The sequence below is a fragment of the Aquimarina sp. 433 genome (genome assembly GCF_054054605.1).
The window spans coordinates 162,030-180,389 of the sequence record NZ_JBSWZK010000007.1 but is presented as its reverse complement, the minus strand read 5'-3'; the positions used below and the strand labels follow the sequence as shown (position 1 = coordinate 180,389).

Below are 18,360 nucleotides of genomic sequence, written 5' to 3'. Positions count from 1 at the left end.
TGGTTAGAAATAATTGATTTAGCTAAATCTGAATCTCTAAATTATGGAAATACTGCTTCATTTTATTGTGGAAATACCTTTTAATTAAGGGAAAATTCCCTTAATTAATCATAAAATAACATAACTCAATAAAAAAGATCAATTTATAATCTTCATTTCAAATTCATCTTTCCAAAGTATCCTAGATTACAATTTAGAAACTTTAACGCCATCATAATTTAAAAAAACAAAAAAGCAGTGTTTTAGAAACACTGCTTTTATAATTCCTTTTATATAGCTTAACTACTCAATTAAAATTAAGTATTGCCATGGATCTAAGTCATATTCTTGTCCTTTGGTACCCATTATAGATTCACCAGAAAGATATTCTTTAAACTCTCCTTCATATTCTGCGGTAAATTTCACAGGTTCTTTTGTCATGTTCGCCACAAAAATCACCTTATTATTTTCCTTTTCACGTTTAAACGCTAAAACTTTATCATCAGCAGAAGTTTTTATTCTTTCATAAGAAGCAGCACTTTTTCCTCCGTGTAATGCTATATTCTCATTTTTTAGCTTACCTAGTTTTTCGTATAATGGATAAAACACTCCTTTCTTTTTAATAATGGTATCCTTTTCAAAGAATAACAAACGTTTATCCATATCATATTCTTGTCCAGAATATATTAATGGCATTCCCGGTGCGACATAAGATAGTGCTGCAAATAATTCTTTAGCATCTCCCATTCTTTCCTGTACGGTACCATTCCACGAGTTTTCATCATGATTAGAAGTAAAATTCATTAATATATCATCTGCAGCATACATAGAATCTACTTGTTTCATTCTCTTATCCCAAGCTGCTACTGTATTCTCTCCTTTTGCAATATGATTCATTACATGATGTGTATCCCATCCATATCCCATATCGAATGCGTTCTCCATCAATTCTGGTTCCCATCCTTCGGCTAACATAAATACTGGTTTTATTTTCTTTAGTTCAGCTACGGTAGATTCCCAAAAATCAACAGGGACCATTCCTGCTACATCACAACGAAAACCATCTACTCCTTCTTCTTTTAACCAATATTGCATAGCTTTTACCATTTCTGCTCTCATCTCCTGATTATCATAATTAAGGTCTGCCACATCAGTCCAATCGGTTCCTACCGTATGTGTTATTTCATCTTTATCATCTTTAGTATAAAATTCTGGATGTTCTTTTAACCAAACATGATCCCAACCAGTATGATTAGCAACCCAATCCAATATTACATAGATACCATTATCATGAGCAGTCTTTACTAAATCTCTAAAATCTTCTAAAGTTCCAAATTCAGGATTTACTTTTGTGTAATCCGAAATAGCATAATAGCTTCCTAATGGACCTTTACTTTTGGTTGTTGATATTGGATATATTGGCATAACCCATAATACTTTTACTCCAAGATTTTTTAATGTTGGAATGTCTTTAGTAAAAGCTTTAAAAGATCCTTCTTCTGAATACTGTCGTATGTTAGCTTCATATATAACAGCATTCTCCATCATTGCATTACTTATTGGTGCTAGTTCCTCTTTTGCTTCCTCAATAATAGTTTCCGTGACCTCTGCGACGGTTTCTTCCTTTTTTGTCTTTCCGCAAGAAGTTACAATACCCGCTAATAAAAGACCTAAGATTATTCTTTTCATTTGTTCTAGTTTGATTTTGATTTATTATTGTAATGTAAGTATCATGGACGTTCTAGAAGGTATCTCTATAGTTTCCGTCAAATCAATAGTATTATCTGTAATAATATCTTTCCCTACTTTGTGATTTTCTAAACCTTCTTTAAATCTTGTAACATCTAGCTTTTGATCTTCAGAATTATTATTAATAATCACCATAACACGTTCCTTTTCGGTATACCTAAAATAAACATACACGTTGTCAAAAGGGATATATTGTAAGAGCTTCCCTTTGTGTATAGCTTCGCTATTTTTTCTCCAATTCAATACCTTTTTTGTAAAGGCATGAAAGGCTTCTTCATCCTTAGTTCTACCAGCTATCTTTTGCTTTTCTCCTTCAGAAATAAAAGCGCTTCTTTTATCATCTGGCCAACCTCCAGGAAAGTCTCTACGAATATCACCATCTCCTTTTTTATCTCGGTTTCCCAACATACCTATCTCATCTCCATAATAGATCTGAGGGATACCTCTGGTAGTAAAAATAAGACTCATGGCCATCTTGTACTTACTAATATCACTCTGATATATTTCATTGATTCTATTCGTATCATGATTACCTGCAAAAAGTAGAATGTTATTAATATCGGGATACAAAAAGTCATTTGTAAAATTTTCATATGCTCGTATCATCCCTTTATCCCAAGAATTTCCTTCTTCGTGAAACATAACCATAATGGCATCATGCAAAGTAAAATCCATTACTGATGGAAGGTGAGAATTGAAGTTGTCGATAGCTCCTATTTTACTATCCTTTTGCCAATACGCCATTTGTGCCTGATCATGCATCCATACCTCACCAACAATATTGAAATTAGGATACTCATCCATAATTGCTTTCGTCCATTTAGCAATTCCTTCTTTATCGTTATAAGAATATGTATCTACTCTAAATCCATCTAAATCTGCATATTCTATCCACCAAATGGCATTCTGTGTAATATACTGAAGAAGTAATGGATTACTCTGATTCATATCTGGCATAGTGGTATCGAACCATCCATCCATGCATCCTTTAGCATCTACTTTAGACGCATTGATATCAAATTGAGTGGTCATTCGATAGTTACTTCTTCTAAAACCCTCTGGCCACTGGTGAATCCAATCCTTTGTAGGTAAATCTTTGATCATCCAATGTTTTGATCCCCAGTGATTCGTAACATAATCCATAATTAGCTTCATATCTAATTTATGCATCTCAGTTGCTAATCTTTTATAGTCTTCATTTGTACCATATCTGGGGTCAATTTTATAAAGATCACTCTGTGCATAGGTGTGATATGAATACACAGGCTCATTATCTTCTAATAAAGGTGTACTCCAAATCGCTGTGGCACCAAGCTCATTGAGGTAATCCAAATGATCAATAATTCCCTGGATATCTCCTCCATGCCTTCCTCCCGGTTTAGACCGATCTGCCTTTTCTACGGTATCTTTATGTGAATCATTAGACGGGTTTCCATTTGCAAATCGATCTGGCATGATCAAATACATAACATCACTACTATCAAATCCTTTTCGGTTAGCAGAACCTTCTCTTCTTTGTTTTAATTCATACGGCTGTGAGAAAACAATCTTCTTGTTTTTTGTAAAATCTAAAATTACTTCACCCGGCTTTACTCCTTTAGTTTCGATGGTAACAAAAAGATAATTAGGATTCTCAGTTTTGGTAACATCGGTAATAGTTACTGTTTTGCTCTCAACATCATGCTCCGCTATATTTTTACCATAGCACATTAGCTGTAGTTGGCTAGATTTCATATCGCTCCACCAAAATGGAGGCTCTATTTTTTCTATTTGCCCGAAGGTTAATGAAATGATTAACCCAAAGAGCATGGTTAGTATGTTCTTCATGGTTTAAATTTTGATTTGTAATATTTAATTAGGTTTATCCTAATCTTAATAAAGAATTGAATTAAATACCCCAAAAACTTTCGCTTTTGGGGTATCACTAATTCATTTAAAAAAATGAGTTAAACACTCATTAAACTATTTGGAGAAATGGTAAACTCCTTACCATCCACATATATCAACAGATCTTTTTCTCCTTCAAGATTAAAGGTAGTACCATCTTGAGAAACGTTTACTTTTAAGATACTTCCTCTAAAATTAACATTAAAAGTATATCCTTTCCATTCTTTTGGAATTCTAGGCGCAAAAGATAATGTGTCATTTTTAACTCTTAGACCACCAAAACCTTCAACGATACTCATCCAGGTACCAGCCATGCTTGTAATATGTAATCCTTCTTCTACTTCTTTATTGTAGTCATCAAGATCTAATCTTGATGTTCTAAGATAAAATGTATAAGCTTGATCCATTCTATCTAAAGCCGCCGCTTGTATACTATGAACACAAGGCGAAAGTGAGGATTCATGAACTGTAAAAGGTTCGTAGAAGTCAAAATGACGTTCTAACTCCTCTTTGGTAAAATGATCTTCAAACATATAAAAACCTTGCAATGTATCTGCCTGCTTGATGTAAGGAGATCTTAAGATTCTATCCCAACTCCATTTTTGGTTAATAGGACGTTGAGATTTATCTAAATTTTCAACGGTAATTAACTCTTTATCCAAGAAACCATCTTGCTGAAGATATACTTGATGTTTTTCTGAATATGGGAAATACATTTTTTCTGCTACTTCTAGCATTTGATCAATTTCTTTTTGATCAAGCTTTGTTTTGGCAATAATTCTATCGTAATCAGCTTTAAAATCTGACTTTACCTTTTCGATATTTTCTACACAATACTCAATACACCATTTCGCTAGGTAATTTGTATACCAATTGTTATTGATATTATTTTCATATTCATTTGGTCCTGTTACTCCGAGAATGACATATTTTTCTTTATCTGTAGAAAATGTCGCTCTCTGATGCCAAAATCTTGCTACCCCGATCATCACTTCCAGTCCCATTTCGGGAATATAACTGTAATCACCTGTATAACGAAGATAGTTATAGATTGCAAATGTCATCGCTCCATTTCTATGAATCTCTTCGAAAGTGATCTCCCATTCGTTATGGCACTCTTCTCCATTCATAGTAACCATTGGATACAAAGCAGCTCCATTGGTGAAACCTAACTTTTCAGCATTTTCTATAGCTTTTTCTAGGTGATTATATCTGTACTTTAGTAAGCTACGAGCAACTTGCTGATTTTTTGTGGCCATATAGAAAGGGATACAGTATGCTTCAGTATCCCAGTAGGTACTTCCTCCATACTTTTCTCCAGTAAATCCTTTTGGACCAATATTTAAACGAGCATCTTTTCCAAGATACGTCTGGTTTAGTTGAAAAATATTAAAACGTATTCCTTGTTGAGCTTTTACATCTCCATCTATGACAATATCTGCCATTTCCCATATACGAGACCAAGCTTTCTTTTGTAAATCCAAAAGTGCATCAAACCCCGATTCTGAAGCTTGCTTAAGTACTGCTGCACTGGCAGAAGCAATATCTTCTTTCTTATGATTCAGAGATACCGTATACCCACCAAACTTACATAAAACAGCAGTTTTTCCTTGTTTAGCGGTCACTGCATACCCTAAACTAGCTAGGGTTTTATTAGTTTCTACAACTGGGTAAACATCCTGTAACTCTCCGTCTAAAAACAACTGATTTAACATTCCCGCACACACATGAAATTCAGTTTTCATTGTTTTAGACGAAATAAAAGCAGCATTCCCTTTATGTGATACTTCATAAGTATCCCAAAACTTATCATCCCAGTTACTATCTTCATTAGTAATTCCAGCATCTATATAGGGCTTAAAACTTACAACAGCTTCCTCATTTAATGGTGTAACTTCATACTTGATCGCTCCTACTTCATCTAAATCCAGACTAAGGAAACGAGTTGATTTTACCGATACTTCTGTATTATTTCGAAGAATGGCTTTAAAAGAACGTTGATACCAACCTTCTTTCATATTTAATTCTCTGCGGAAATCTGACACTACTTTACACCTATGAAGATCAAGTTTCTCTCCATTGATTTCTACATCAATTCCAATCCAATTCGGAGCATTTAAAACTTTAGCAAAATACTCTGGGTATCCATTTTTCCACCAACCAACTCGGGTTTTATCAGGATAATATACTCCTGCAATGTAACTTCCCTGAAAAGTAGGGCCTGTATACGTCTCTTCAAAATTTGCACGTTGCCCCATGGCTCCGTTACCAATACTAAAAAGACTTTCTGAGGATTTAACTCTTTCTACATCAAATCCTTCTTCAATTATCGACCAGTTATCTGGTTTAATATAATCCTGATTCATCGGTTCTCTTTTTTAATTTTTAGTTGTTTGAAAAACTACCCAAGTATTTATGATCCCAAGGAAATTTCTCAAATTATTCTCATTATTTTTCGGTTGTAACTAATTGGTTAATGAATTCTTCTTTTATTTCAGTAAAATCTTTAAACACATAATCTGCTTCGTGTAACACCTTTGGATCTCCAATACCAATACTGATCATATTGGCAATATTAGCTGCTTGAATACCTGCTACAGAATCTTCAAAAACAACACAATTTTTAGGTGCTACTCCTAACTTTTGTGCCCCAATCAAAAATACTTCAGGATCTGGCTTTGCTTTGGTTACGTCGGTACCATCCACAATAGCATGAAATTTCTCTTTTAATAATACCTTATCAAGAATCACTCTTGCATTTTTACTGGCAGAACCCAGAGCTATAGCTTGTTCTTCGGTTAAAAGATATTCTAAAACTCTAGGAACATCAGGCAGAATTTCAGAGGTATCCATCGTTTCGATATAATTTAGATACTCCTCATTCTTTTTAGCCATTAAGGTCGTAAACTCTTCTTCTGAAATTGTTTTATTTCCCCATTCTAAAATTTTCTCTAAGGATTTTATTCGGCTAACTCCTTTCAATTGTTCATTCTGTTCTTCAGAAAAAGATATACCTAGTGTATTGGCTAAATTTTGCCATGCCAGAAAATGGTATTTTGCAGTGTCTACAATGACACCATCAAGATCAAATATGAATGCTTTTTTCGTCATTCTTTTTAACTTTTTGTATTAATTAAAGTATCGTCAACATCTTTTACTCTGATAACTAATAGTGCTGCAATGATAAAAGACACACCACTAATTACTAAAGCATAAATTGGATTTCCTCCATAAAAATATTTAACTACAGGTCCTCCTATAATTGCGTTTATAATCTGAGGCAGTACAATAAAGAAGTTAAATATCCCCATATAAACTCCCATTTTTTTCGCAGGAATAGAACCCGCTAGTATTGCATAAGGCATTGCCAGAATACTTGCCCAAGCAATTCCAATACCAACCATAGAAAGTATCAACCAATCTTCGTTTGGAGCTAGATAAATGGAAATAAGACCTAAGCCACCGATTATCAAAGATACAGCATGAGTTAGTTTTCTACCTATTTTTAACGCTATGTATGGTAAAAAGAATGCGAACACTGCGGAAACAGCATTATAAACCCCAAATAATACTCCAACCCAATCTCCAGCATTTTGATAAGCCTCACTGCTATGATCACTAAGTGGTAAATCATAGATATGATGTGCTATAGCAGGTGTTGAAAAAACCCACATTCCAAAAAGACCAAACCAAGAAAAAAACTGAACACCGCTCAATTGTTTCATAGTCAATGGCATTTTTCTAAAATCCGAAAAAATGTTCATTAAGGAAGATTGTTCTTCCTCTAAACCTTCTTCATCATTTTCAAATGCTGCTAATTCTTCTGGAGAATATTCTTTTGTAGTAAAAACAGTTAATAGTATACTTCCTATTAATACTGCTGCCCCGATAATAAAAGATAAAAGTAGATGAAAAGGAACTTCTCCGATTTGTGCTTCATTGGAAATACCTAACCAGTTTGCCATTACATATGGTAACCAAGATCCTATAACTGCGCCAATACCAATTAAAATAGTTTGAACACTAAAACCAAGAGTTCGCTGATCGGATGGAAGATTATCGGCAACAAGAGCCCGGAAAGGCTCCATAGCAACATTAAAAGAAGCATCCATGATCATTAACATCCCGGCACCAACCCATAATGAAGGTAAGAACGCGGTGAACATATCTGCATTAGGCATTAGCAGCAACCCTATAGACGCAAGAATTGCTCCTGTAAGGAAAAAAGGCCTTCTTCGACCTAAACGTGTCCATGTTTTATCACTGTAATATCCGATGATAGGTTGCACGATCAACCCTGTTAAAGGTGCTACAACCCAAAACCATGATAATTCATGAACATCAGCACCGAAAATCTGAAGTATCCTACTGGCATTTGCATTTTGTAAAGCAAAACCCATTTGTATTCCTAAGAAACCGAAACTCATGTTCCATATTTCCCAGAAACTTAGCTTACGCTTGTTCATTAAGTAAATCTTTAATAATTACTATGATAAGCGCGTACACTTATCAAAACTTATGTTAGTAGAAAGTGAAAATATAAGTTCTGATAGAGGTCAAATATATTATATTATTTTAAATAAAATAATTTTAGTGTGTTATTTTTTTGTTGATTGTCTTTGGATTAAGCTAGTATCTATAATAACGGTTTTATATTCTTCAGGAACGTCTTCTTCTCCTTCTAGCTTATCAATAAGCAACTTCGCAGCTCTAATCCCCATCTCTTCTCCATGCTGACTGATAGTCGTTAAACTTGGAATAAAATGTTTAGATAAAATGCCATCGGTGAATCCAACTATAGAAACGTCATCCGGGACTTTTTTACCTTGTTCGTGTAAAACTCTTGCAGCTGTAACCGCAAATAATTCATTCACAGCAAAAATAGCATCTACCTCTTTATCTTTCAAAAAGCTAGATATTTCAGATTCGCAGTTATCTATATCTTCTATCTTTAAGATATAATCTTCTCTAGCAGTAATATCGTATGCTCGAAGCGCTCTTAAATATCCGTTAGTTCTAAGTTTACCAACACTGATATAATCCACCGTTGTAATAATTGCAATTTTTTTACATCCCAAAGAAAGTAGATGATTCGTAGCCGTTTGTGCTCCCTTACCATCATCTATAATCACCTTATCACAAACGAGTTCATCTATAATTCTATCAAAAAGCACTACTGGCATTCCTTGACTCATCGTCTCTTCGATATGATGATAGTCCTTCTTTTGTTGTGTTTCTTTCGCCACAGATAAGATAAATCCATCTGCACTACCACTGGCTAGCATTTCTAAATTGATCACCTCTTTGTCAAAGGAATTATTAGACGAACAAATGATTACATTATATCCTTTTTCATTTGCAACCTTTTCTACTCCTCCAATAACAGTGGTAAAAAAATGGTGAACAATCTCTGGAATAATCACCCCTATAGTCTTGGTTTTTCGGTTTTTAAGACTCAGTGCAATGTTGTTAGGTTTGTAATTATACAACTTAGCGAAAGCTTTTACCTTTTGTCTAGTATCTAGGCTAATTTCTACACTATCTTTTAATGCTTTTGACACTGTAGAGATGGATACATCGAGCTCTTTTGCTATTTGTTTTAACGTAACTTTTTGCTTCATTTCCCTTGAATTTTTATTAAAAGCTAAATTTTAATGCGAAAATATGCGATATGATCACAATTACCCTTAAAATTTTAACAGAATTTTAAAAGTTATCCACACGCAAACGTTTTCGTAAGGTTACGGCTACACCGTACCTGAAATTTAACACAGATTTTACATACATTGGTTCTCAGAAAGTGAAAATATAAGGCTAAAAACAATTAAAAACTAATTTAATATTATATGAAAACATTTACTAAAAGCGCATTGTTTTTATTGTGGTTGATACCAATGAGCTTTTTTGCACAGTCGACGGTCACCGGTACTGTAACTGATGCTGGAAATGGTCAACCGATTCCCGGTGTGAATATCATAATTAAGGGGACAACAAATGGGACATCATCCGATTTTGATGGTAACTATTCCCTTAAAGGTGTAAACAATGGAGATATTATTGAATTCTCTTACGTTGGTTTTATTGCACAAGAATTTACATATTCTGGAAACAATAGAATTGATGTTGTTTTACAAGAAGACGCTGCTGAACTAGAACAAGTAGTAGTTATTGGTTATGGTGCTGCTAGAAAAAAAGATTTAACCGGTTCCGTAAGTACTGTAACTGCCGATGACTTTAATAAAGGGAACATTGTATCTCCAGAAAATTTATTAAATGGTCGTGTTGCTGGTGTTAATATTAATGCAGGTGGTGCTCCTGGATCTGGTGCAGCTATCAGAATTCGTGGAGGTGGTTCTCTTGCTGCTTCCAATGATCCATTGATTGTAATTGACGGGTTACCTGTTAATAACAATGTAGTTGGAGGTTCGCAATCAATCCTTTCTTCGATAAACCCTAACAACATTAAATCTTTCACCGTACTAAAAGATGCATCTGCAGCTGCTATTTATGGTAATAGAGCATCTGCGGGAGTTATCATCATCGAAACTATAAAAGGAAGTAAGGGGTTTCAGGTAGATTATAATTTTCAATCAGGTATTTACACAATTCCTAATACAATAGATGTTTTTTCAGCTAATGAATTTCGCGATGTTGTCAGAGAACAAGCTTTAGTGAATAATAATATCGATCCTACTTTATTAGGAAATGCAAATACTGACTGGCAAAAAGAAATATATAGAAATGCAGTATCGACGGATAACAACATTTCTATAAGAGGTTCTTTGTTTGATGTTTTGCCTGTTAGATTATCATTAGGACATCTTGATCAAGGAGGACTACGATTAACTAGTGAATTTGAAAGAAGTACCGCAGCTTTAGTACTTAATCCCACTTTTTTAAATGGAAACCTAAAGTTCAACTTAAATGCAAATGCTACTTTTGAAAAAAGAAGATTTGCTAATGGTGTTGAAGGAGCAGCTCTTGCTTTTGATCCAACACAACCTGTGATAGATCCCAACTCTCCCTTTGGTGGTTTTTTTGAATATGATAGCATAAATCCAGATGGTTCATTCAATGACGTTCTTGCTGTTTCTAACCCAGTAGCTTCGCTATTGCAAAGAAATAACCGTAGTCAAGTAGACCGTTACTTTGGAAATTTCAAAGTAGATTATTCTTTTTGGTTTTTACCAGAACTAACAGCTACAGTAAATGTAGGTTTTGATGAGCAGAATGGTGATGGTTTCAATGAACTATCAAGACAGAATAGCAGCGGACAACTATCTTCTGATGGTACTTTAGATGGTTCTAGAACTGAATTTGAAAGTTATAGAAGAAATACGTTATTTGATTCTTACTTAAATTATAAGAAAGATTTTGGAGGTTTCAATTTAGACCTAACTGGAGGATACTCTTATCAAAACTTTAGAGTTGAAGATTCTAATACTGGTGAACTAAGAGGTGATAACGAGTCTAATCAAGCCATTAGAGCATTTGATCCAGATCTAGTGTTAGTAGCTTTTTTCGGTAGAGCAAATCTTTCTGTAAATGACAAGTATTTATTAACACTATCATACAGAAGAGATGGAACATCAAGATTTAGTGAAGATAACAGATGGGGTAATTTTCCATCAGCTGCATTTGCATGGAATATTTCCGACGAAAACTTCTTAGCGGATTCCCAAACATTGAGCAATTTAAAACTGCGTTTAGGATATGGTGTTACTGGTCAGGAGAATATCGGAGCAGGACAATTTAACAAATTACCATATATAGCACAATATCAATTAAGTCAAAACACTTCTCAGTATATATTTGGAGATGCTTCTATAACTGTTGCTAATCCATCTCTAAGAAATGAAGAATTAAAATGGGAAGTTGCTACTCAATACAACATTGGTTTAGACTTTGGATTATTCAATGATAGAATCAACGGATCTGTAGATGTTTACCGTAGAGAAACGGAAGATCTATTTATTAGTGGTAGTTTACCAGATGGTGCTAACTTTGGAAATATTGGGCAGCAGAATCTTGGAGAATTATTAACGGAAGGTATAGAACTAAATCTTAATGCAGATATTGTAAGGAATGAAAACTTTTCATGGAATATCAATTATAACGCTGCGATGATTGACCAAGAAGTTCAAAAGCTTGTGGGTGGCGAAGATCAACTAGTTGGTGCTTCTGTTGGAGGTACAGGTGGTAATGTTCAACTACACAGAGAAGGTTTCGCTCCTTTTTCATTTTTGGTATTCAAACAATTATATGACGAAAATGGTGCTCCTATAGAAGGTGCATATGCTGATTTAAATGGTGATAACATTATCAACAGTGATGATAGATATATTTATCGAAATCGTGATGCTGATGTAACAATGGGATTCCAATCCAATATGACTTACAAGGGATTTGATTTTTCATTTAATCTTAGAGCGAGCCTTGGTAATTATGTATTTAACGCAGTAGAAAACTTGGCAACATACAATGCTATAAATAACAATGGAACACTAGCTAATATAAACACGTCGGTATTAGACACTAATTTTAATGTTTTCGGAGACACATTCCAATCAGACATTTATGTGGAAAATGCTTCCTTTTTAAAAATGGATAATATCACTTTAGGATATACCTTTAATAAGTTCTTTGGAGATACGTCTTCAATACGATTATGGGGTGGTATTCAAAACGTATTTATATTGACTGAATATTCGGGATTAGATCCTGAAATCTTTTCCGGGATCGATCAAACTATCTTCCCTCGCGCAAGAACCTTCTTAATGGGAGCTAATGTAAAATTTTAATTTATTGTTATGAAAACGAATATAAAAACTAATTATTTCAAGTATTTAATGATGGTGATGGGAGTCATAATCTTAAATTCTTGTACAAGTGATTTAGATCAAGATCCAAGAGATGACAGAGTTTTTATTGATGAAGAATTCTATTCTGAACCTGGAGCTTATGAGCAAGCTATCGCAGGAGTATATGGAAACTTCTCTCTTACAGGATTAACAGGCCCTACTTCTTCTAACATTGGAGGACTGGATGCGGGTACGAGTCAATATGGTCGTGGTATTATGAACATGCAAATATTTAGTACAGATGAAATTGTATGGACCTATATTAACGATGAAAGTGGATTTATAGATGATTTACAAACTTCTACTTGGACAGGAGCGAATACTATTCTTCGTGGATTCTTTAGTAGAGCGATGTATTCAGTTGCATTATCCAATGAGTTCTTACGCCAAACTACTGATGATAAGTTAAATTCGAGAGGAGTTAATGGTGAATTAAGAACAGAAATAGCTGCTTACAGAGCAGAAGCGCGACTAATAAGAGCATTGGCTTATTATCATCTAATGGATTCTTACGGAAGAGCTCCGCTATACACTGAAAACGATGCAGTGGGAAATACTCAAGGACCTGAAATGAATCGTCAGGAATTGTTTGACCTTATAGAAACTGAATTACTAGCTATAGAACCTGAGCTTGCGGACCCTAGACAAAATCAATATGGAAGAGCTGATAAAGGAGTAGCTTGGGCAATACTTGCCAAAATTTATTTGAACGCAGAAGTTTATATTGGAAGCAATAGATATAGTGATTGTATCACTTATTGTGAAAGAATTATAAACGGAGGGTACACTTTAGCGAATACGTATAAAGATCTTTTTAGAGGTGATAATGATACAAATCAGGCAGCTAACGAGATTATTTTTCCTTTAATTGCCGATGGTCAATTTGTACAAAATTTTGGTCCTACAACGGTAATGACAAATGGTGCTGTAGGAAGTATTGAGCAAAATGGAGAAAACCTTGGTGTATCCGCCGGAGGTTGGGGTGGCGCTATTAGAATATCACCTCAATTTGCTGAGAAATTTGATGATGCTGCTTTTACAAGCGACGAACGAAATACCATCTTAAAAGAAGACAGAACAGCAGAAATTACCAATATTACAGATCCTAGTACAGGTTTCGTTTTAGAAAAATATACGAACGTAACGACTGGAGGTGACACCGGAACAGATGCTAATAATACATTCTCAGATGTTGATTTTCCTCTTTTTAGATTAGCTGATTTTTATCTAATATATGCAGAAGCCAATCTTCGTGGAGGAGGAGGCGATGAAAACATTGCTTTAGGTTATATCAATGATCTTAGAAATAGAAGTAATTCAGCTACTGTTTCTTTAGCTGATGTTGATCTTGATTTTATCATCGATGAAAGAGCAAGAGAATTATATTGGGAAGGACATAGAAGACAAGACCTGATACGTTTTGGACTTTTCTCCGGAGGAAGCTATAACTGGGCTCTTAAAGGAAATTCTCAGAATGGAATCTCAATTCCTGCATTCAGAGACCTATTCCCTATTCCAGATGCGGCAAGAGCTGCCAACCAAAATTTAGGCCAGAATCCTGGTTATTAATTATTAAACTCAATTCTTAAAAATAAAAGCAAAATGAAAAAAGTACTAATATTAATTCTAGCATTTGTTGGTGTTATTACCTTCAATGCATGTACCGACGATGACGCGCTTGTATTTACAGCACAAGACCCTGTTGAAGCTATAACTTTTGTAAATTCTTTTTCATCAGAATATGTTTTAACAGCTGAAACTTTTGACAACACAGCAGAAAGATTTGTATGGCAATCTCCTGATTTTGGAGTTGAGACCGCTATCAGTTATGAACTTCAAGGATCAGCGATGTCTTCATTTGATACTTTTGAATCCCTTGGAACTACGTCTGCGAATGATATTGCAATAACAGTAAAGCAGTTATTTGATCTTGCTGCAATCGCGGGAATAGATAATGATCCAGAAACAACTCAAGTCGACGGAGACGGAAACCCAGTTCTTGATGGTGATGGGAACCCATTACCAAACAATGCAGGTGAACTATTCTTTAGATTAGTAGCATCAGTAGGTACGACAACAGATGGTCCTTCTACGATTTCTGATGTATTACCCTTAGCTGTATTCTTGCCTGAGCCTACTGGTGAAGAACCAGTTGTTTTGTTAAGAGAATTATTTTTAGTTGGAAACGCAACCGCAGCAGACTGGAATAATAACAATAATAACACTCCATTAACTAGAGATCCAGGAAATGAAAATTCTTATAGCTTTACTGGATATTTTGTAGCTAACGAGTTTAAATTGCTTGAGACTAAAGGGCAATGGCAACCACAATGGGGATTAGATGGTGGATCTTTTACAAGTAGTGATATTCTTGGTGGAGATCCAGGATCTTTTGTAGTTCCTGCAACTGGATATTACACATTAACTGTTTCTGTAGACCCAGATAATTTATCTCATACATTTGATCCTTTTGATGCAAGTACTTCTCCAACATATGCTACAATTGGTGTTATTGGTAATGCCACTAACAGCGCTGACGATGATGGTGACGGAACTCCTGATGGATGGCAAAGTGATATGGACTTAACTCAGTCAAGTTTTGATCCGCATATTTGGTATGTTAACGGGATAACTCTAGAAGTTGGAGAGATCAAATTTAGAGCAGATGATGATTGGGCTGTAAATTGGGGTAACAATACCGAACTTACAGGTTTTGGTACCATGGGTGGACCAAACATTCCGGTATCTAGAGAAGGTGTATACGATATTTGGTTTAACGATCTTAACGGAAGTTATGTACTTATTCCAATAGTAGAATAATATATCCTTAGTTATCAAAAAGGCTGTTTAATAACAGCCTTTTTGTATTCTAAATAAAAATATATAGTCATGAAAAAATTTACTTTATTATTCCTATTCTTTCTAGGATTGACCTTAGCTCATGCGCAACAACAAAATGCTACCTTTACAATTGACCCGGCTGCTTTTAATGAAGATGATGAGATTACCATTACAGTTTCAGGAATCGATCTTAGCCTTTGGGGAAATGGTGATCTCTATTTATGGGCTTGGTATTTTGATCTTAATGATGATTTTGCAGGTAATGCTCCGAATAATGGAGATTGGACCGACTCTTCAAATGCTACAACTCCGCAAGTATTTACAGCCAACGGAGACGGAACCTATTCTATTACCTTAACTCCTACTACTTTTTACGGCGCTACAGGAATAGGAAGAATTGGAATGTTAGCTAAGGCTCAAGATGGAACCGGCGACAATAAAACTCAGGATAATCTTGTAGAAGTAGGAATTTTTCAACTTACTTTAAATACACCAACTGATGCTGTAAGTATTATTGATAACGGTAGTGATTTAGCAATTTCTGCTACCACTACAATTAATGCTGATTTTGAACTATTTGCTAACGGAATGTCGGTAGATACACAAACTGGGATTACAAACTACACCAACAACTATACAATCACAGAAGGTGTTGATTTTGAACTTATAGCTACAGAAACTGGAACGTCTAATTCCCTAACCGAAACATTCTCTGCAATTACAACGCCTGTAGTCACAGAATCTCCAGTTCCAACTGGAATGGAAGATGGATTAAACTTGAATGGCACCTCTGCAACATTCGTTCTTTTTGCACCAGGAAAAGATTATGTACATATTAAAGGTAATTTTAATGGTAATGACTGGAGTTTAGACAACACCTATTTATTAAATAAAGATAGTGCACAAGATAGATTCTGGATTACTATAGATATGCCGAATAGCTCAGATATACTTTATCAGTATGTTGTAGATGCATCAATTTCGGTTGCTGACCCCTACTCTACTTTGATTCTATCTGAATTTAATGATGTTTTTATTGACAATGCTACTTTCCCTGATTTACCAAGCTATCCTACGGGGAAAACAAATGATGCGGTTTCATGGTTTAAAACTGGTGAAACCGAATATGTATGGCAAACTACGGACTTTCAGAGACCAGAAGTAACGGATTTAGTTATTTATGAATTGTTAATTCGTGATTTCGACAATTTACATACTTTCGACGCCGTAAAAAATAGACTAGACTATTTACAAGACTTAGGAATTAATGCCATAGAATTAATGCCTGTTTCAGAATTTGATGGAAACATAAGTTGGGGATACAACCCTTCTTTCCATATGGCTTTAGATAAATATTATGGTACACCAACTTCCTTTAAACAATTTGTAGATGAATGCCATGCTAGAGGAATTGCTGTAATTCTGGATGTAGTGTATAATCATGCTACTGGTCAAAACCCGTATTATAGAATGTGGAATGATTGTAATGGTTGTTACAATGGTCAAGCTACGGCAGAAAATCCAATATTTAGACAAACAGATTCCAACCCTACATTTTCTTTCTTTAATGATATTGATCATGAATCTTCTGCCACAGAGGAATACATAGATCGATTAAATGAATTTTGGTTAACCGAGTATAATGTAGATGGATTTAGATTCGACTTTACAAAAGGATTTACAAATACCATTGGAGATGGAGGTTCATTCGATCAAAGTCGTATAAATATCCTAACAAGAATGAATACTGCCATTCAATCAGTAGATCCAAATGCTTATGTTATTCTTGAGCATTTTGCACCTAATACAGAAGAAACTATACTTATTAACGAAGGAATGTTAGTATGGGGGAATCATAATTTCAACTACAACCAAGCAACAATGGGATATGGAGATTCTAATTTTCAATCAGTTTCCTATTTATCTCGTGGTTGGACGACACCGTCTAATATAAGTTATATGGAAAGTCATGACGAAGAGCGTTTAATGTACAAAAACATTCAGTTTGGTAATGCTACAAATGCTCCAACCTATGATGTAACAGAATTATCTACCGCATTAGATCGCGTAGAGTTAGCAGGTGCATTCTATTTTACAATACCAGGACCGAAAATGATTTGGCAATTCGGGGAATTAGGATATGAATTTAGTATCAACCGCTGTCAGGATGGAAGTAATAGTGATAATTGTAGAACTGATCCAAAACCAATTCGTTGGGATTACTTTGACGTTGCAGATAGAAAAGACGTATATGATTTGTATACCAAACTTATTCAGTTAAAGTTAAATGAAGATATTTTTAAAACAGATGACTTCACTTTATCTGTAGCTTCTCCAACATCCAAGAAAATTCAACTAACTAATAATTCTGCCACTGGAGATGAGATTAAATATGTAACGATTATTGGTAATTTCGGAGTAAATACACTTTCTATCAATCCAACCTTTCAGGAAACTGGTACTTGGTATGATTTATTAGATGATACAGGTGCAAGTATTGAAGTAACCGACGTAAATGCTACGATTAGCTTGGAGCCAGGAGAATTTAAAGTATATGCTAACGAACAAAGAAGCTTAAGTACTCCTGATATTGATAATATTACCAGTTTCAATGCTTATCCTAACCCTGCAAAAACGGCCTTTAGTATTAATGAATCCGTGCAAAAGGTATTTGTGTATAATATCACAGGAGCACTTGCTAAAAAGTTTGAAGGTAATTTTGAAGCTGGAAGTAGTTTTGAAATAGGAGATCTGGCTAGAGGACTCTATCTAGTACAAATCCAGAATGAAAAAGGAATAGCCACCACCAAGTTGAGTTTGCGCTAAGACGTATAACGCGCATGTATTTTTAAAAAGGAGTGTCACATAAGCACTCCTTTTTTTATTTGATTCTAACCATCCAAAACCAAAAATTTCTTCACTAAATTAATTTTATCAGCTAATGTCTTTATATCAATCATATATAGCTTATGATTGATATTCGAATCAGCAAACATTGCGAAATTAAAATATAACAAAACACCACCACAATAAATGTGATTCT

10 protein-coding genes are annotated in these 18,360 nt (G+C 34.7%); 4 read left to right on the top strand and 6 right to left on the bottom strand.

Features of this window, described 5'->3' with window-relative positions; all coding sequences use genetic code 11:
* Positions 1 to 282 precede the first annotated feature (282 nt).
* The 6 genes from ACWNT5_RS15490 to ACWNT5_RS15465 form a co-directional block, all read right to left on the bottom strand.
* Entirely contained in the window at positions 283 to 1,668 is a 1,386-nt protein-coding gene (locus tag ACWNT5_RS15490) for an alpha-amylase family glycosyl hydrolase (RefSeq protein ID WP_456517846.1), read from the bottom strand.
* A gap of 24 nt (positions 1,669 to 1,692) precedes the next feature.
* Positions 1,693 to 3,555 carry a glycoside hydrolase family 13 protein gene (locus ACWNT5_RS15485; RefSeq protein ID WP_456517845.1) on the bottom strand — a complete coding sequence of 621 codons (1,863 nt, stop codon included), beginning with the start codon at positions 3,553 to 3,555 and terminating at the stop codon, positions 1,693 to 1,695.
* A 119-nt stretch (positions 3,556 to 3,674) separates the two neighbouring features.
* Positions 3,675 to 5,981 carry a glycoside hydrolase family 65 protein gene (locus ACWNT5_RS15480; protein ID WP_456517844.1) on the bottom strand — a complete coding sequence of 769 codons (2,307 nt, stop codon included), beginning with the start codon at positions 5,979 to 5,981 and terminating at the stop codon, positions 3,675 to 3,677.
* Positions 5,982 to 6,063: 82 nt separating this feature from the next.
* Positions 6,064 to 6,726, bottom strand: coding sequence for a beta-phosphoglucomutase (gene pgmB, locus ACWNT5_RS15475; protein ID WP_299607050.1), 663 nt, complete (start codon positions 6,724 to 6,726; stop codon positions 6,064 to 6,066).
* 5 nt (positions 6,727 to 6,731) lie between these two features.
* Positions 6,732 to 8,081, bottom strand: coding sequence for an MFS transporter (locus tag ACWNT5_RS15470; RefSeq protein ID WP_299607049.1), 1,350 nt, complete (start codon positions 8,079 to 8,081; stop codon positions 6,732 to 6,734).
* 132 nt (positions 8,082 to 8,213) lie between these two features.
* Positions 8,214 to 9,236, bottom strand: a complete 1,023-nt coding sequence (locus tag ACWNT5_RS15465; protein ID WP_299607048.1) for a LacI family DNA-binding transcriptional regulator — start codon at positions 9,234 to 9,236, stop codon at positions 8,214 to 8,216.
* A gap of 225 nt (positions 9,237 to 9,461) precedes the next feature.
* Here ACWNT5_RS15465 and ACWNT5_RS15460 point away from each other — a divergent pair, with 225 nt between their 5' ends.
* The 4 genes from ACWNT5_RS15460 to ACWNT5_RS15445 all read left to right on the top strand — a co-directional run bounded on the left by ACWNT5_RS15460 (position 9,462) and on the right by ACWNT5_RS15445 (position 18,143).
* Complete coding sequence (locus ACWNT5_RS15460) at positions 9,462 to 12,416, top strand: SusC/RagA family TonB-linked outer membrane protein (RefSeq protein ID WP_299607047.1); 2,955 nt, start codon at positions 9,462 to 9,464, stop codon at positions 12,414 to 12,416.
* 9 nt (positions 12,417 to 12,425) lie between these two features.
* Positions 12,426 to 14,045 (top strand): RagB/SusD family nutrient uptake outer membrane protein, encoded by a 1,620-nt coding sequence (locus ACWNT5_RS15455; protein ID WP_456517843.1) that lies wholly within the window; start codon positions 12,426 to 12,428, stop codon positions 14,043 to 14,045.
* Positions 14,046 to 14,078: 33 nt separating this feature from the next.
* Entirely contained in the window at positions 14,079 to 15,296 is a 1,218-nt protein-coding gene (locus tag ACWNT5_RS15450) for a SusF/SusE family outer membrane protein (protein WP_299607045.1), read from the top strand.
* Between the two features lie 69 nt (positions 15,297 to 15,365).
* Entirely contained in the window at positions 15,366 to 18,143 is a 2,778-nt protein-coding gene (locus ACWNT5_RS15445; RefSeq protein WP_456517842.1) for an alpha-amylase family glycosyl hydrolase, read from the top strand.
* The last annotated feature ends 217 nt before the right edge of the window (positions 18,144 to 18,360 follow it).